Raw genomic sequence first — 14149 nt, forward strand, 5'->3', positions numbered from 1 at the left:
TTATCAGTGGTCAAAAGCCCTTAGCCCGCCTCTGAGAAGGAAATGCCATGGCCCGTGCTTCTGTCTGCGTCTTTTGCGGTTCCCGCCCCGGCGTGCACCCCGACTATGCAGCCGCTGCCGAAACTCTGGGCAAGTCGCTTGCCGAAGCCGACTGGCGGCTGGTCTATGGCGCGGGCGATGTCGGGCTGATGGGCACCGTGGCCCGGGCCGCGCAGGGCGCGGGCGGCGAGACCTTCGGCGTGATCCCGACCCATCTGATGCAGGCCGAGGTGGGCAAGACCGACCTCACCCGCTTCATCGTGACCGAGAACATGCACGAGCGGAAGAAGGTCATGTACATGAATTCCGACGCCATCGTTGTGCTGCCGGGGGGCGCGGGCTCGCTCGACGAATTCTTCGAGGTGCTGACCTGGCGCCAGCTGGGCCTGCACGCAAAGCCGATCTGGCTGCTGAACACCCGCGGTTACTGGGATCCGCTGACCGGGCTGCTGGATCACGTGATCGCCCAGGGGTTTGCGGGCGAAAGCCTCGCCACGTTGGTGGAGGTGGCAGAAGACGTGCCCACGCTGATGGCGGCCCTGTCCGATCAGCTGGGCTGAACCGGGCAGGCGACGGCCCTGCCCCGGCCGTTTGGTCGCGGGCTGCGCCATCCGCTTCTCCTGAAACGAAAATCCCCCGTACGGCAGGCCGCACGGGGGATATCTGGCTGCAGCGCGGTCACGCGCGCAGGCGTCGATCGCGATTACATGCGCGAGGCGACGTTTTCCCAGTTCACCAGCTTGTCGAGGAAGTTCGACAGGTAGGCGGGACGCTTGTTGCGGAAGTCGATGTAGTAGGAGTGTTCCCACACGTCGCAGCCCAGCAGAGCGGTCTGGCCGAAGCACAGCGGGTTCACGCCGTTCTCGGTCTTGGTGACTTTCAGCGCGCCGTCGGCGTCTTTCACCAGCCAGCACCAGCCCGAGCCGAACTGGCCCGCGCCCGCGGCGGAGAACTCTTCCTTGAACTTGTCGACCGAACCGAAGGACTCGGTCAGGGCTTTTTCCAGCTCACCCGGCATCGCGGAGGCGCCCGGGCCCATCATTTCCCAGAACTGGTTGTGGTTCCAGAGCTGGCTGATGTTGTTGAAGATCCCCGACTGGGCCACAGCGGTGGCATTGTAGGTGCCGGTGATGATCTCTTCCATCGACTTGCCGTCCCACTCGGTGCCGGCGATCAGCTTGTTGCCGTTGTCGACATAGGCCTTGTGGTGGATATCGTGGTGATATTCCAGCGTTTCCTTGGACATGCCGAGGTCGGCAAGCGCGTCGTGGGCGTAAGGAAGATCGGGAAGTTCAAAAGCCATGAGAGGGCCCCCTTTAACTTGGAATGGGTTGACTGTCCCTAGATGTTACCCTCGCCGGGCAGAGGTCAAGGGCAAGCGTGCACAATCGGTCCGCATCCGGTGCACCGACGTCAGGAACCGGCGCCCAGAACCGCGACTGAACCGCGACCGGAACCGCAGCAGGCAGGCCCCCTGATGGCCCAGTCCCCTTGCGGAACCCGGTCCGATCCCGGCACCCCCTGCCGCGATGGAAGCGATGCGCCCCCTGCCCACCCCTCTGCCGGGCACAGGCCTGACCCGCGCGCTGCAAAAATCTTCGAAGATTTTTGGGAAGAATTTTCGAAAATTCTTCCTCGCCCGGCCGCCCCCTTGCGCGCCCCATTGACCGCCCCCCGGGGTTCAGGCATTCCGCGCCCATGCTGCGTATCGATGACATCACCTATTCCGTCGAAGGCCGTCCCCTGTTCGAAGGGGCCTCGGCCACAATTCCTGCTGGCCACAAGGTGGGTCTGATCGGGCGCAATGGCGCGGGCAAGACCACGCTCTTCCGCCTGATCCGGGGCGAGTTGGCGCTTGAGGGCGGCACGATCTCGCTGCCGCAGCGCGCCCGCATCGGTGGCGTCGCGCAGGAGGTGCCGGGCAACGAGGTCTCGCTGCTGGACACGGTGCTGGCCGCCGATACCGAACGCGCCGCCCTGATGGCCGAGGCAGAGACCGCGACCGACCCGGCCCGCATCGCCGACATCCAGACCCGGCTGGCCGATATCGACGCCTGGAGCGCGGAAGGCCGGGCCTCCAACATCCTTCGCGGCCTTGGCTTCACCGCCGAGGAACAGCTGATGCCCTGCTCCGCCTTCTCGGGCGGCTGGCGGATGCGGGTGGCGCTCGCCGCAGTGCTCTTTGCCGAGCCCGACGTGCTGCTGCTCGACGAACCGACCAACTACCTCGACCTCGAGGGCGCGCTCTGGCTGGAAAGCTACCTTGCGAAATATCCGCACACGGTGCTGATCATCTCGCACGACCGCGGGCTGCTGAACCGGGCCGTGGGCGCGATCCTGCATCTCGAGAACCGCTCGCTCACCTATTACACCGGCCCCTATGACCAGTTCGCCCGCCAGCGGGCCGAACAGCGCGCAGTGCAGGCCGCGCAGGCCAAGAAGCAGGAGGCCCGCCGCGCCCACCTGCAAAGCTTCGTGGACCGGTTCAAGGCCAAGGCCTCGAAGGCGAAACAGGCGCAGTCGCGGGTCAAGATGCTGGAGAAGATGGACCGGATCACCGCGCCCGAGGATGCCGCGCGCACGGTGTTCACCTTCCCCGAGCCGGAAGAGCTCTCGCCCCCCATCCTCGCCGTCGAGGGCGGCAAGACGGGCTATGGCGACACCGTCATCCTGCGCAACCTGAACCTGCGCATCGACCAGGATGACCGGATCGCCCTTCTGGGCCGCAACGGCGAGGGCAAGTCGACGCTCTCCAAGATGCTGTCCGACCGGCTGGCGATGATGGAGGGCAAGATGACGCGCTCCTCCAAGCTGCGCATCGGCTTCTTCGCGCAGCACCAGGTGGACGAACTGCACATCGACGAGACCCCGCTGCAGCACATCCAGCGCGAGCGGCCCGGCGAACAGCAGGCCAAGCTGCGGGCGCGGCTCGCGGGCTTCGGCCTCGGCGCGGATCAGGCAGAGACCGAGGTGGGCCGTCTCTCGGGCGGTCAGAAGGCGCGGCTTTCGCTGCTGCTGGCGACGCTGGATGCGCCGCATATGCTGATCCTCGACGAACCGACGAACCACCTCGACATCGAGAGCCGCGAGGCCCTTGTCGAGGCGCTGACGGCCTATACCGGCGCGGTCATTCTGGTGAGCCACGACATGCACCTGCTCTCGTTGGTGGCCGATCGACTGTGGCTGGTGAAGGACGGGCAGGTCACGCCCTACGAGGATGACCTCGAAGCCTACCGCCGGATGCTGCTGACCCCGGACAAGCCCGCGAAACCCGCCAAGGAAGAGGCGCCCAAGCCGAAGCGCCCGTCGCGCGATCAGGTGCTGGCGATGAAGGCCGAGGTCCGCAAGGGCGAGGAACGCGTCAACAAGCTGAACGAGATGCGCGACAAGCTGGCCAAGAAACTGGCCGATCCCGCGCTCTACGAGAGCGAGAAGGTCGGCGAACTGGAAGTCTGGAACAAGAAATACGCCGAGGTGATGGACGCGCTGGAGCGGGCCGAGAGCCTCTGGATGAGCGCGCTAGAGAAACTGGAAGCGGCGGAGGCCTGAGGCCCCCGCGTATCAGCCCGCCCGGGGGCGGGTCATGTCAGCCGCCGCGGGGCGGCCCGGCTTGCGGCTCCCTTCCGGCGCCCGGGAAGGGCGCGGCGGCGCCGCACCCTTCCCGCCTCAATCGTCGTACTTGAATTCCGACAGCCGGCCACCGCGGCCGTAGTCTGCCTCGAACCGGCGGGATTTGCCGTCGATGCCCTCGATCTCGATCTCGCCGTCCTCGTCGAACTCGACCTTGTAGAACCGCGCATCGGGCCCCCAGGGCGCGCCGGTCAGCATGTCGGGATGCAGCAGAACCGCGATGCTGTCGGGGGAAAACCCGCCGCGGCTTTCCGTCTCGATCTCCTCGATGGAGCCATCGCGGCGCACGTCGACCTCCACCTCGCTGCCATCGGGCAGGCGCCCGTGCAGGTCGGGCATGTGAGAGCCCTTCTCGAAGATGCGCACCTCGGTCAGCTTCAGCTTGGCCGCCGCGGCTTCCAGCAACGGTTCGTGGCCAGAGGCCAGGACCGGCGTGGCCGCCAGCCCGAGGCCAAGACAGAGGAGCATCCGGGGACGGACGGGGAGAGAATGGCGCATGTCAGCTTCCTTGAGCGAAACGGGGGAACAGCTGCATCTGGCGAAGGCTTGAACAGCAGGCGGACCCGGGAGAAGGCCCGTGAATTGGCGATGCACCGGCCGGGGCCGGGCGGCGCCACTGTCCCGCCGCAGTGCCGCAAGGACAAGATACCGGGCGATCACGACTTCGCGCGTGACGCGCCCCGCCGGACAGCCCGCATGCCCCTGCGCGCCATGCCCAGACAGCCCCGCAGGGTGCGCCCCCGGTCCCCCCGGGCCCGGCGCCCGCGTCAATATGCCCCCGTGCGCCCAAGCAACAGCCGCGCGCCCTCTCCGGCCACCGTCTTGACAGCTTGTCCTCACTTGGTAATTCTTCATTCACGATAAGCGGTTAGTCCTGCCAGCAACCGCATCGACATAAGCTGGAGAACCGGCATGGGCAGATACGGGTAGAGCAACAGGCAGCGCAGACAGATGCCAGTCTTCAATCTTGCGTTCTTCGACATCGGTTGGATCTCCACCGATGATCCGGACGGCTTCAACGACAACGGCGGCTACCAGTTCGACTGGGGCACCAGCACGGTGACGATTACGCCGGGCGCCGAAAGCAAGTTGTTGCAGGTCGAAGACACCGACGCCTCCTTCGATGACGATCAGGTCAGCAACCAGAAGCTCTTTGGCGATCAGCTGATCAACGGGCAGGTCTGGCCCGATGACACGGTCATCGAGGCGGAATACGAGATCATCGTTCAGGACAGCGAGGGCAACCAGTACACGCTGCAGTTCGTCTCGCTGAACGAAGATGCGTTCACGGCCCACGGGTTCGTCATCCAGGGCGAGGCCCCGCCCTTCGGCGAGCCGCTGACCGTCGTCAGCAACCTCGATGGCTCGACGGGCAAGTATTACTACGCGGATTCCACCAGCCCCGCCTGTTTCGCCGCCGGCACCCGGATCGCCACGACCCGCGGCCCGATCCCGGCAGAGGCCCTGCGCCCGGGCATGGTGCTGGAACTGGCCGACGGCGGCGAAGTGCGGGTCGAGATGATCCTGACCTCGCGCACCGCGCTCAGCGGGCGGAACGAGGATGCGCCGATCCGCATTCACGCCGGCGCCATGGGCCCGGACCTGCCGATCCGCGACCTCGTCCTCTCGCCCCAGCACCGCGTCCGCCTGCCCGGCGGTGGTGCGCTTGCCCCCGCGCGCGCCCTGACCGTACTGCCCCGCGTCGGCCCGATGCGGGGCTGGCTGTCGGTCACCTACGTGCACATCATCACCCGCACCCATGCCGTGATCCTCGCAGAGGGCCTCCCCTGCGAGACGTTCTGGCCCGGCGACACGGTGATGGCACAGCTCCCGCACAGCGCCGCACAGCGCATCCTGCGGATCATGGGGCCCTTCCCCGATCCGGCAGAGCCGTTGATCCCCACCGCGCAGGCGCGGCGCCGCCTGATCGGCTGACGCGGCGCAACGCTTCACGAATCCGTCATTGCGTGATCCTATGACCGGGGCGTCCGACAGGCCCCCGCGTGATGGCGCGGGTGCCCCTCGACCGCCCAATCCGGTGCCCCTTCCGGCGCCCATCCCGGACGCGACACCCGCAGGAGCCCCATGGACAGCGCCTTTCTGATCACCGCCTTCGTGACGCTCTTCGTGATCATCGACCCGATCGGGCTGACGCCGCTCTTTGCCGCGCTGACGCAAGGCCAGCACCCGCACGAACGCCGCGCCATCGCCCTGCGCGCCTGCGGGATAGCCCTGCTGGTGCTCGTGATCTTTGCCTTCCTCGGCGAACAGGTTCTGGGCTTCGTCGGCATCTCGATGCCGGCCTTCCGCATCTCGGGCGGGCTTCTGCTTTTCCTCACCGCCTTCGACATGCTCTTCGAGCGCCGGACCAAGCGGCGCGAGGATCAGGCAGACGAACGCCCCGACCCGTCGGTCTTTCCCCTCGCCACGCCGCTGATCGCGGGGCCCGGCGCGATTGCCACGGTGATCCTGCTGGCCGGGCAGAAGCCCGGTGCGCTCGGCATGGCGATGGTTCTGGGCGTCACGCTGGCGGTGCTGCTGGTGGTCTTTGCCCTCTTCATGACGACCGGGCTGCTGGAGCGTGTCCTCGGCCGCACCGGCATCAACGTGGTGACGCGCCTTCTGGGGATGCTGCTGGCCGCGCTCTCGGTGCAATTCGTCCTCGACGGGTTGCGCGCCTACGGGCTGTCGCTCTGATCCCCTGCGGCGCGGGTGACTGGCGCCACGGCCCCACAGCGCCTATATTCCGGGAACCCCGCCGGAGACCCCCATGCCCCAGACGCTCGAGCCGCGCTTCTACTACCTTGTCGTCCTGCTGATCGCCCTGTTGGGCTGGATGCTGCTGCACCGCAGGGGCCAGTTCCGCGCGATGATGAAGCAGATGGCGGCCTGGGTGCTGATCTTCGTGGCCGTGGTGGCGGGCATCGGGCTCTGGCAGGACATCCAGTCGAGCTGGACCCCGCAGCAATCCGTGCTGCAGCGCGGGGCCGTGATCCAGGTGCCACGCTCGCGCGACGGGCATTACTACATGACCCTTTCGATCAACGATACGCCGGTGAATTTCCTCGTGGATACAGGCGCTTCCGAGATGGTCCTCACCCAGAAGGACGCGACCCGGATCGGCATCAGACCCTCGGACCTGATCTATTCCTCCACCGCCGTCACCGCCAACGGGCAGATCCGGATCGCGCCCGTGCGGCTCGACGAAGTGGCGCTTGGCCCCAGCATCGTGGACCGCGGCTTCGAGGCCTGGGTGAATGACTCCGAGACCCGGCATTCGCTGCTCGGCATGTCCTACCTGCAGCGCTTTTCGACGATCGAGATCCGCGACGGCGCCCTGACCCTGACCCGCTGAGGCCCCCGGTCAAAGCAGTCCAGACGCCCCCGTATCCTCCCGCACCCGAAGGACCCGCCATGCATGAGTATCCCCGTCTCGCCGCGCTCGCCGTCGTGATCCGGGGGGACGAGGTGCTGCTGGTCCGCCGCCGCAACCCGCCCGATGCGGGGCTCTGGGGCTATCCCGGCGGCCACGTGGACCTTGGCGAGACCGTGCAGGCCGCCGCCGCGCGGGAGCTGCTGGAGGAGACCGGAGTGACAGCCACGCCACGGCAGATGATCGACGCGCTCGACATCATCGAGCGGGACGAGAGCGGCGCGGTGCGGTTTCATTTCCTGCTGGTGGCGGTGCTCTGCGATTGGGTTGCGGGGGTTCCGCAGGCGGCCGATGATGTGCATGACGCGGCATGGGTGCCGCTGTCAGAGGTCGTCGCGGGCCTGCGCCCCAGCAGCAAGGATGTGGATCGGATCGCCCTCGTCGCACGTTGCATTATCGAAAATAAGTCAACAGGTTAGACCGCGAGGCGAAGGCAACGCCTGAGCCGCGAAAGATCAGACCGCAGCCTCTTTCCGTGCCTTCTGCTCCCACTTGCCGCTCTCTTCCGACCAGTATTGCGCCCCGCAGCCCGCCCCGGTCAGCGCCTTCCACTGGCCGCGCGCCTGGTCCACGGCCATCTCGTCCATGCCATCGAAGAGGATGCAGACCCGCTCCATCGCGCGCACCTCCTCGGGGGCGACCTCGGCGCCGTCCACGGCCATCAGGCAGGCGGGATCATTGGCAGGCGCGCCGGTGGTCAGCAGCACCGGTTGCAGCGCATCATGGGGCCCGCCTGCGATGCCGTGCGGCAGGAAGTCCTCGTCCCGCCCCATCCAGAGCCGCTGATCCAGCCAGTCGAGCCGCCGCCCGTCCTGCGCGCGCACGGCGATCCGCCACTCGCGCGACAAAGCCATGGTCAGCAGGCGCGGCAGGGCCTCTTCCAGTGGCTGCCGCGTCAGGTGGTAGAAATAGGCCTCACCCATCTTTGGTTTCGAACCCGTCCGCCACCAGCCGGTCGAGCGCCAGAACGCCCCAGCCGGTCGCGCCCTTGGGCGCCAGCGTCGAGGGCGTCTTGAGCGAGGCAACCCCGGCGATGTCGAGGTGAATCCACGGCGTCTCGTCCTTGACGAAGCGCTTGAGGTACTGCGCCGCGGTGATCGAGCCCGCGGGCCGGCCGCCGACGTTCTTCATGTCTGCCACGCGGCTTTTAAGCTGGTCGTCATAGGCCTGTCCCAAAGGCATCCGCCATGCGCCCTCGCCCTCAGCCTTGGCGGCAGAGAGGAACTGGCCACAGAAGCCATCGTCGTTGGAGAAGACGCCCGCGTTCTCATGCCCCAGCCCGATGATGATCGCGCCGGTGAGCGTGGCAAGGTCGACCATGCCGACCGGCTTGAAGCGCTCCTGCGCGTACCACATGACATCGCAGAGCACGAGGCGCCCCTCGGCGTCGGTGTTGATCACCTCAACCGTGTCGCCCTTCATGCTGGTGATCACGTCGCCCGGACGGGTAGCATTGCCCGAGGGCATGTTCTCGACCAGCCCGACGAGACCCACGACATTGGCCTTGGCCTTGCGCAGGGCCAGCGTCTTCATGACGCCCGCCACGGTGCCCGCACCGCCCATGTCCATCGTCATGTCTTCCATGCCGCCCGCGGGCTTGAGCGAGATGCCCCCGGTGTCGAAGACCACGCCCTTGCCGATCAGCGCCAGCGGCGCGGCGTCGCCCGCGCCCTTCCACTGCATGACGACGACCTTGGATGGGCTGTCGGAGCCCTGCCCGACCGCCAGCAGCGCGCCCATGCCAAGCTCGGCCAGCTGGTCCTCCTCCAGCACCTCGACCTCCAGCCCGGTGGCGCGCAGCGCCTCCAGTCGGGCGGCGAATTCGGTGGTGGTCAGGACGTTGGCCGGTTCGTTGACGAGATCGCGGGTGAAGAAGATGCCCGCGGCCCGTGCCGTCAGCGCGGCGGTGTCGACCTCCTCCGGCGTCTTGCACATGATGCGCACGGGGCCGAGGGGATCGCACTTCTTGGTCTTCTGCGCGTCGTAGCCATAGGCCTTCAGCAGCACGCCGAGCGCCACGTCGGACACCCGCCGCGTGGCGCCCGCCAGCACCAGCAGGCCGTCCTCGCCCAGCTTGGCGCCGAGGGCGGCACCGGCCTTGCGGGCGGCCTCCTGCGGGGCGGTCTTGGGCAGGAACACCACGTCGAGCGCCTCTGCCTCCAGCCCGGCAGGCCAGGCCAGCGTGGTCACGTCGCCGGGCCGGGCGGCGGCGAAGCCATCGCTTTCCAGCAGGCGGGCCACGGCGCCCTTGGTCATGCGGTTCAGGCGACGGGCCGAGGCGTCCATCTTGCCCGCTTCATGGACCATGAGCGCGATCCGGCCCTTCGCCGTGGCGAGGCTGTCGAGATCGGTGGCGAGGAAACTCATGTCTGCGGGGGTGGTCACGTCGCATTCTCCCATGTCCGGACTGTCGCAGGGCAAGCTAGCGCCGCGCCGCCGGTTTGGCCAGTTACCAGTTTCCCCTGCCCGGCAGATCCGATAACCTCCCACGGCAAGGCGCAAAAGGCGTGAAGACCCGGGGGTACGGAACTTGGCTCGATTCGACAGATACATGCTGTCGCAACTGCTCGTCCTCTTCGGCTTTTTCGCGCTCATCCTGATCTCGATCTACTGGATCAACTCGGCGGTGCGGCTGTTCGACAGGCTGATCGCGGATGGACAGACGGCGCTTGTGTTCCTCGAGCTTTCGGCCCTGACGCTGCCCAAGGTGGTGATCCGCGTGCTGCCCTTCGCCAGTTTCGCGGCGGCAATCTATGTCACCAACCGGCTGAGCAACGACAGCGAGCTGGTGGTGGTTCAGGCCACCGGCTATTCGCCCTTCCGGCTGGCTCGCCCGGTGCTGAGCTTCGGGGTGATCGTCTTCCTGATGGGTTCTGTGCTGACGCAGTTCCTCGTCCCGGTGAGCGAGCGCCAGATGGCCGAGCGCGAGGACGCGATCGCGCGCAACGTCTCCTCCCAGCTGCTGACCGAGGGGACATTTCTGCATCCCACCGACGGAATCACCTTCTTCATCCGCGAGATCAGCCCCGACGGCACGCTGCGCGATGTCTTCCTGTCGGACCGGCGCGATCCGGCGGCACCGCAGACCTTCACCGCCGCGCAGGCCTACCTGCTGAACACTGCGGAAAGCGGAGAGGACCCGCGGCCGCAACTCGTCATGGTGAACGGGCTGAGCCAGATGGTGCAGCAGCCCGGCTCGCGGCTCTTCACCACGCATTTCGCGGATTTCACCTATGACATCAGCGGCCTGCTGCAGCGGGACGAGAAGGGGCTGACGAACTTCCGCTACATGTCCACGCTGACGATCCTCTCCGATCCGGCAGAGGCCGCGCGCCTTGCGGGCACCTCGGTCGGGCGCGTGCTGGAAGAGGCCCACGGGCGGTTCTCGGACGCGCTGCTGTGCCTTGCCACGGCGATGATCGGCTTTGCGGCGATGATGCAGGGCAGCTTCAGCCGGTTCGGCATGTGGCGCCAGATCGGGCTGGCGATGGTGCTGCTGGTAGTGGTCAAGGGGCTGGAGGGCATGGTGACCGGCCCGCTGCGCGACAACCCGACGCTCTGGGGGCTGATGTATGTCCCCACGCTGGCCGGGCTGATGATCAGCACGGCGCTGCTGTGGTTCGCCACCCGCACCCGGCACCCGCGGCGCCGCAGACAGGCGGAGGCAGGCGCATGACCCTCGACCTCTATTTCGCGCGGCGGTTCCTGCGCTCCGTCCTCGGCGTGGGCGGGGCCTTCTTCCTGCTGCTGGCGCTGATCGACCTTGTCGAACTGCTGCGCAAGCTGACCGACACCGACACCTCGCTGGCTCAGGTGGCCGGGCTGATCGTGCTGAATGCGCCCAAGGGGCTGAACCAGATCCTGCCGCTGATCATGATCCTTGCGACGGTCGCGCTCTTCATCGGCATGGCGCGGTCGTCGGAGCTGGTGGTGGCGCGGGCCGCGGGCCGCTCGGCGCTGCGCAGCCTGATGCCCACGATGGTGGTGGCCGCGCTGATCGGCGTGCTGGCGACGGTGCTGCTGAACCCGATCGTGGCCGCGACCTCGAAACGCTACAACACGCTCTACGAATATTACCGCACCGGCTCGGTCGAGAGTTTCTCCTTCTCCTCCGAGGGGCTGTGGCTGCGCCAGAGCGGCCATGGGGAGGAGGGCCAGACCGTGATCCGCGCCGCCCGCGCCAATCCGGAAGGCACCCAGCTTTACGATGTGACCATGCTGACCTACGCGCCCGGCGCCGGGCCCGTGCGCCGGATCGAAGCCGACACGGCCGAACTGGGCAACGGGGGCTGGCTGCTGCGCGGGGCCAAGATCTGGCCGCTGGAAGGCGTGGTGAACCCCGAGGCCAACGCCGAGGTGCTGCCGCAGGTGCAGATCGCCTCGACCCTGACCGAGGATTCCATCCGCGACAGCTTTGCACAGCCCGACGTGATCTCGGTCTGGGAACTGCCCGCCTATATCCGCGACCTCGAGGCGGCGGGCTTCTCGGGCCGGCGGCACGAAGTCTGGCTGCAGCGCGAACTGGCCCGGCCGCTCTTCCTCGTGGCGGTCGTGCTGGCCTCTGCCGCCTTCACCATGCGCCACGCGCGCAGCGGCCGGACCGGCATCTCGGTGCTTTCGGCGGTGATGCTGGGCTTTGCGCTCTACTACATCCGGAACTTCGCGCAGATCCTCGGGGAAAGCGGACAGATCCCCGTCATGCTCGCCGCATGGGCCCCGCCGGTGGCCTCATTCCTGCTGGCACTCGGTCTGCTGCTGTATAAAGAGGACGGGTGATGACGCTGCCTGCCCCGACTCGCCCCGCCCTTCCGCTGCCCCGGTTCTTCCCGCGGGCGCCCCGCCCTGCCAAGCGGTGGCTGGCGCTGCTGCTGGCCGCGCTGCTGCCGCCCGTGACGGCGTTTCCGCCGTTGCCCGTGCTGGCGCAGACCACCGCTGTTGCAGGCGAGGAGGAGAGCGCCGCCCTGCTGATGGCCGACCGGGTCTTCCTGCGCGACCGGGACACCCTCGTGGCCGAGGGCCATGTCGAGGCCGTTTATGGCGACATGCAGCTGAGCGCGGCCAAGGTCACCTATGAACGCACCACCGGCAAACTCTCCATCGAGGGGCCGCTCTACCTGATCCGCGGCACGGATCAGGAGGCCGTGGTGCTGGCCGATGCGGCCGAACTGGACCGCGATTTCCGCAACGGGCTGCTCTCCGGTGCCCACGTGGTGCTGAACCAGCAGGTGCAGCTGGCGGCGCAGCAGATGAACCGTGTGAACGGGCGCTACAACCAGCTCTACAAGGCCACGGTCACCTCCTGTCATGTCTGCGACAACGGCAAGCCGCCGCTGTGGCAGATCCGCGCCCGCCGCGTGGTGCATGACGAGGCCGATCAGGCGCTCTACTTCGATCAGGCGCAGTTTCAGGTCATGGGCGTGCCGATCCTCTACCTGCCCCGCCTGCGCCTGCCCGATCCCACGCAGACCCGCGCCTCGGGCTTCCTGATCCCCTCGCTCCGCCGGAACTCGGAACTGGGGACCGGGGTGAAGGTGCCGTACTTCCTGACGCTGGGGGAGTATCGCGACATGACGATCACCCCCTATATCGCGCAGAACTCCGACACGCTGGAACTGACCTACCGGCAGAACTTCACCAACGGGGCGATCAGCTTCGAAGGGGCGGTGACGAAGGATGAGCTCCAGCCGGGCGAAACCCGCGCCTACCTGTTCGGGACCGGCCGGTTCAACCTGCCGCATGACTACAAGCTGAGCTTCGCGATCCAGTCGGTGACCGATGACGCCTACCTGACGGATTACGACTATTCAGACGCCGACCGCCTTGCCAGCAACCTGACCGTGGCCCGCACCCAGCGGGACGAGAACATCCGCGCCGCGCTGACCTACTACCACACGCTGCGCGAGAACGAGATCAACAGCCAGATCCCCTCGATCATCGGGGATGTCAGCTACGAGCGGCGCTACTTCCCGCGCTACGCCGGTGGCGAGCTGCGCATGACGCTGGGGGCGCATAGCCACTACCGCTATTCCGACATCGACACTGACGGCAGCGATTACGATACCTATGCCGAGGGCCGCGATGTCACCCGCTACGAGCTGGAGGCGAACTGGCGCCGCGCCTGGATCCTGCCCGTGGGCATCCACGCAGAGATTCAGACCGGCGCGGCGTTCGATCATTTCGAGACCCGCCAAGACGTGAGCCTGCCCTCCTCCGACACCGGCGTGACGCCCTATGTGGCGGGCACCCTGCGGATGCCGCTGGTACGGCGCGGGTCGCGTGGCGTCATCGACGTGATCGAGCCGGTACTGCAATACGCCTGGAGCGGCGGGCACCAGCTGGACGTGGCCAACGATGAATCCGTCATCGTGGAATTCGACGAGGGCAACCTGCTGTCGCTGTCGCGCTTTGCCGCCGCCGACCGGCGGGAACACGGCCGCCGCCTGACCCTTGGCACCACCTGGACGCGCTACGACCCCAGCGGCTGGAACTCGACCCTCGCGCTCGGCAAGATCCTGCGCGAGACCTCGGAGACGGATTACTCCGAAAGCTCCGGCCTCACCGGCACCTCCTCGGACCTGCTGCTGGCCTACCAGGTCGCCATGGATAACGGGCTGACCGTCACCGCGCGCGGGCTCTTCTGGGATGCCTTCAACGTCCACAAGGCCGAGGCCCGCGCGGCCTGGAGCTCTGACGCCGTGGGCCTTGCCGCCAGCTACGTCTGGATCGAACGCGACTTCGCCGAGAGCCGTTTCGACGACATTTCCGAATGGACCGTGGACGCCAGCTACCGCTTTGCGCCGAACTGGACCGGGCAGGCCCTGTGGCGCTACGACATCGTTCAGGACCGCACCGCGCGGGCCGGTGTCGGCGTGAGTTACCAGAATGAATGCGTCGACATGCGGTTTTCGGTCTCGCGCCGCTTCACCTCTTCCTCTACTGTCACGCCATCGACGGACTTTGCCTTCACCATCGGTCTGCGCGGCTTCCAGGCCCAGGCGGATGGGGTAAGCTATGACCGGACGTGCAAATAAAGAAACGACAATGATG

Annotated in this window: 13 protein-coding genes; 9 read left to right on the forward strand and 4 right to left on the reverse strand. The window is 67.1% G+C overall.

What is annotated here, in order from left to right:
- Window positions 1–47 precede the first annotated feature (47 nt).
- A complete protein-coding gene (locus LCM32_RS11155; RefSeq protein WP_224821147.1) occupies window positions 48–599 on the forward strand; it encodes a TIGR00730 family Rossman fold protein in 552 nt (183 codons plus the stop codon).
- A gap of 143 nt (window positions 600–742) precedes the next feature.
- Here LCM32_RS11155 and LCM32_RS11160 read toward each other — a convergent pair whose 3' ends face one another.
- Window positions 743–1342, reverse strand: a complete 600-nt coding sequence (locus LCM32_RS11160) for a superoxide dismutase (protein ID WP_224821148.1) — start codon at window positions 1340–1342, stop codon at window positions 743–745.
- 395 nt (window positions 1343–1737) lie between these two features.
- On the opposite strand from LCM32_RS11160, the gene LCM32_RS11165 reads away from it, so the two are divergent.
- Window positions 1738–3588: an ABC-F family ATP-binding cassette domain-containing protein gene (locus LCM32_RS11165; RefSeq protein WP_224821149.1), complete on the forward strand. Its 1851-nt coding sequence runs from the start codon at window positions 1738–1740 to the stop codon at window positions 3586–3588.
- 117 nt (window positions 3589–3705) lie between these two features.
- On the opposite strand, the gene LCM32_RS11170 is transcribed toward LCM32_RS11165, so the two are convergent.
- A complete protein-coding gene (locus tag LCM32_RS11170; RefSeq protein ID WP_224821150.1) occupies window positions 3706–4167 on the reverse strand; it encodes a hypothetical protein in 462 nt (153 codons plus the stop codon).
- A gap of 453 nt (window positions 4168–4620) precedes the next feature.
- Here LCM32_RS11170 and LCM32_RS11175 point away from each other — a divergent pair, with 453 nt between their 5' ends.
- From LCM32_RS11175 to LCM32_RS11190, 4 genes are all read left to right on the forward strand, one after another.
- The gene (locus tag LCM32_RS11175) at window positions 4621–5604 is read left to right on the forward strand and encodes a Hint domain-containing protein (RefSeq protein WP_224821151.1); all 984 of its coding nucleotides are present in this window, start codon (window positions 4621–4623) and stop codon (window positions 5602–5604) included.
- Window positions 5605–5754: 150 nt separating this feature from the next.
- The gene (locus LCM32_RS11180) at window positions 5755–6366 is read left to right on the forward strand and encodes a MarC family protein (protein WP_224821152.1); all 612 of its coding nucleotides are present in this window, start codon (window positions 5755–5757) and stop codon (window positions 6364–6366) included.
- Window positions 6367–6439: 73 nt separating this feature from the next.
- Window positions 6440–7024: a TIGR02281 family clan AA aspartic protease gene (locus tag LCM32_RS11185; RefSeq protein WP_224821153.1), complete on the forward strand. Its 585-nt coding sequence runs from the start codon at window positions 6440–6442 to the stop codon at window positions 7022–7024.
- A 59-nt stretch (window positions 7025–7083) separates the two neighbouring features.
- On the forward strand, window positions 7084–7521 hold the full coding sequence (locus tag LCM32_RS11190) for an NUDIX hydrolase (protein ID WP_224821154.1): 438 nt from the start codon (window positions 7084–7086) through the stop codon (window positions 7519–7521).
- A gap of 36 nt (window positions 7522–7557) precedes the next feature.
- Here the strand turns inward: LCM32_RS11190 and LCM32_RS11195 are convergent, their stop codons facing one another.
- Both LCM32_RS11195 and LCM32_RS11200 read right to left on the reverse strand, forming a co-directional pair.
- Window positions 7558–8025: a DNA polymerase III subunit chi gene (locus tag LCM32_RS11195; protein ID WP_224821155.1), complete on the reverse strand. Its 468-nt coding sequence runs from the start codon at window positions 8023–8025 to the stop codon at window positions 7558–7560.
- A complete protein-coding gene (locus LCM32_RS11200) occupies window positions 8018–9487 on the reverse strand; it encodes a leucyl aminopeptidase (RefSeq protein ID WP_224821156.1) in 1470 nt (489 codons plus the stop codon). Before LCM32_RS11200 ends, LCM32_RS11195 begins: the two co-directional genes overlap by 8 nt.
- A gap of 166 nt (window positions 9488–9653) precedes the next feature.
- On the opposite strand from LCM32_RS11200, the gene LCM32_RS11205 reads away from it, so the two are divergent.
- Genes LCM32_RS11205 through LCM32_RS11215 form a run of 3 tightly spaced genes read left to right on the forward strand, consistent with a single transcriptional unit; the run spans window position 9654 to window position 14133 of the window.
- Window positions 9654–10778, forward strand: coding sequence for an LptF/LptG family permease (locus LCM32_RS11205; protein WP_263618154.1), 1125 nt, complete (start codon window positions 9654–9656; stop codon window positions 10776–10778).
- On the forward strand, window positions 10775–11878 hold the full coding sequence (gene lptG, locus LCM32_RS11210; RefSeq protein ID WP_224821158.1) for an LPS export ABC transporter permease LptG: 1104 nt from the start codon (window positions 10775–10777) through the stop codon (window positions 11876–11878). Before LCM32_RS11205 ends, lptG begins: the two co-directional genes overlap by 4 nt.
- Window positions 11878–14133 (forward strand): LPS-assembly protein LptD, encoded by a 2256-nt coding sequence (locus tag LCM32_RS11215; protein WP_224821159.1) that lies wholly within the window; start codon window positions 11878–11880, stop codon window positions 14131–14133. The genes lptG and LCM32_RS11215 overlap by 1 nt, the downstream gene beginning before the upstream one ends.
- Window positions 14134–14149: the final 16 nt, after the last annotated feature.

Origin of the sequence: Pseudooceanicola nanhaiensis, from assembly GCF_020171315.1 — a bacterium.
Lineage (GTDB): Bacteria > Pseudomonadota > Alphaproteobacteria > Rhodobacterales > Rhodobacteraceae > Pseudooceanicola > Pseudooceanicola nanhaiensis_A.

Bases quoted from the DNA above. Each gene is read 5' to 3' on its own strand.
- LCM32_RS11155 (WP_224821147.1), top strand. From the start codon at position 48: ATGGCCCGTGCTTCTGTCTGCGTCTTTTGCGGTTCCCGCCCCGGCGTG.
- LCM32_RS11205 (WP_263618154.1), top strand. From the start codon at position 9,654: ATGCTGTCGCAACTGCTCGTCCTCTTCGGCTTTTTCGCGCTCATCCTG.
- LCM32_RS11195 (WP_224821155.1), bottom strand. From the start codon at position 8,025: ATGGGTGAGGCCTATTTCTACCACCTGACGCGGCAGCCACTGGAAGAG.
- LCM32_RS11170 (WP_224821150.1), bottom strand. From the start codon at position 4,167: ATGCGCCATTCTCTCCCCGTCCGTCCCCGGATGCTCCTCTGTCTTGGC.
- LCM32_RS11190 (WP_224821154.1), top strand. From the start codon at position 7,084: ATGCATGAGTATCCCCGTCTCGCCGCGCTCGCCGTCGTGATCCGGGGG.
- LCM32_RS11160 (WP_224821148.1), bottom strand. From the start codon at position 1,342: ATGGCTTTTGAACTTCCCGATCTTCCTTACGCCCACGACGCGCTTGCC.
- lptG (WP_224821158.1), top strand. From the start codon at position 10,775: ATGACCCTCGACCTCTATTTCGCGCGGCGGTTCCTGCGCTCCGTCCTC.
- LCM32_RS11185 (WP_224821153.1), top strand. From the start codon at position 6,440: ATGCCCCAGACGCTCGAGCCGCGCTTCTACTACCTTGTCGTCCTGCTG.
- LCM32_RS11165 (WP_224821149.1), top strand. From the start codon at position 1,738: ATGCTGCGTATCGATGACATCACCTATTCCGTCGAAGGCCGTCCCCTG.
- LCM32_RS11175 (WP_224821151.1), top strand. From the start codon at position 4,621: ATGCCAGTCTTCAATCTTGCGTTCTTCGACATCGGTTGGATCTCCACC.
- LCM32_RS11215 (WP_224821159.1), top strand. From the start codon at position 11,878: ATGACGCTGCCTGCCCCGACTCGCCCCGCCCTTCCGCTGCCCCGGTTC.
- LCM32_RS11180 (WP_224821152.1), top strand. From the start codon at position 5,755: ATGGACAGCGCCTTTCTGATCACCGCCTTCGTGACGCTCTTCGTGATC.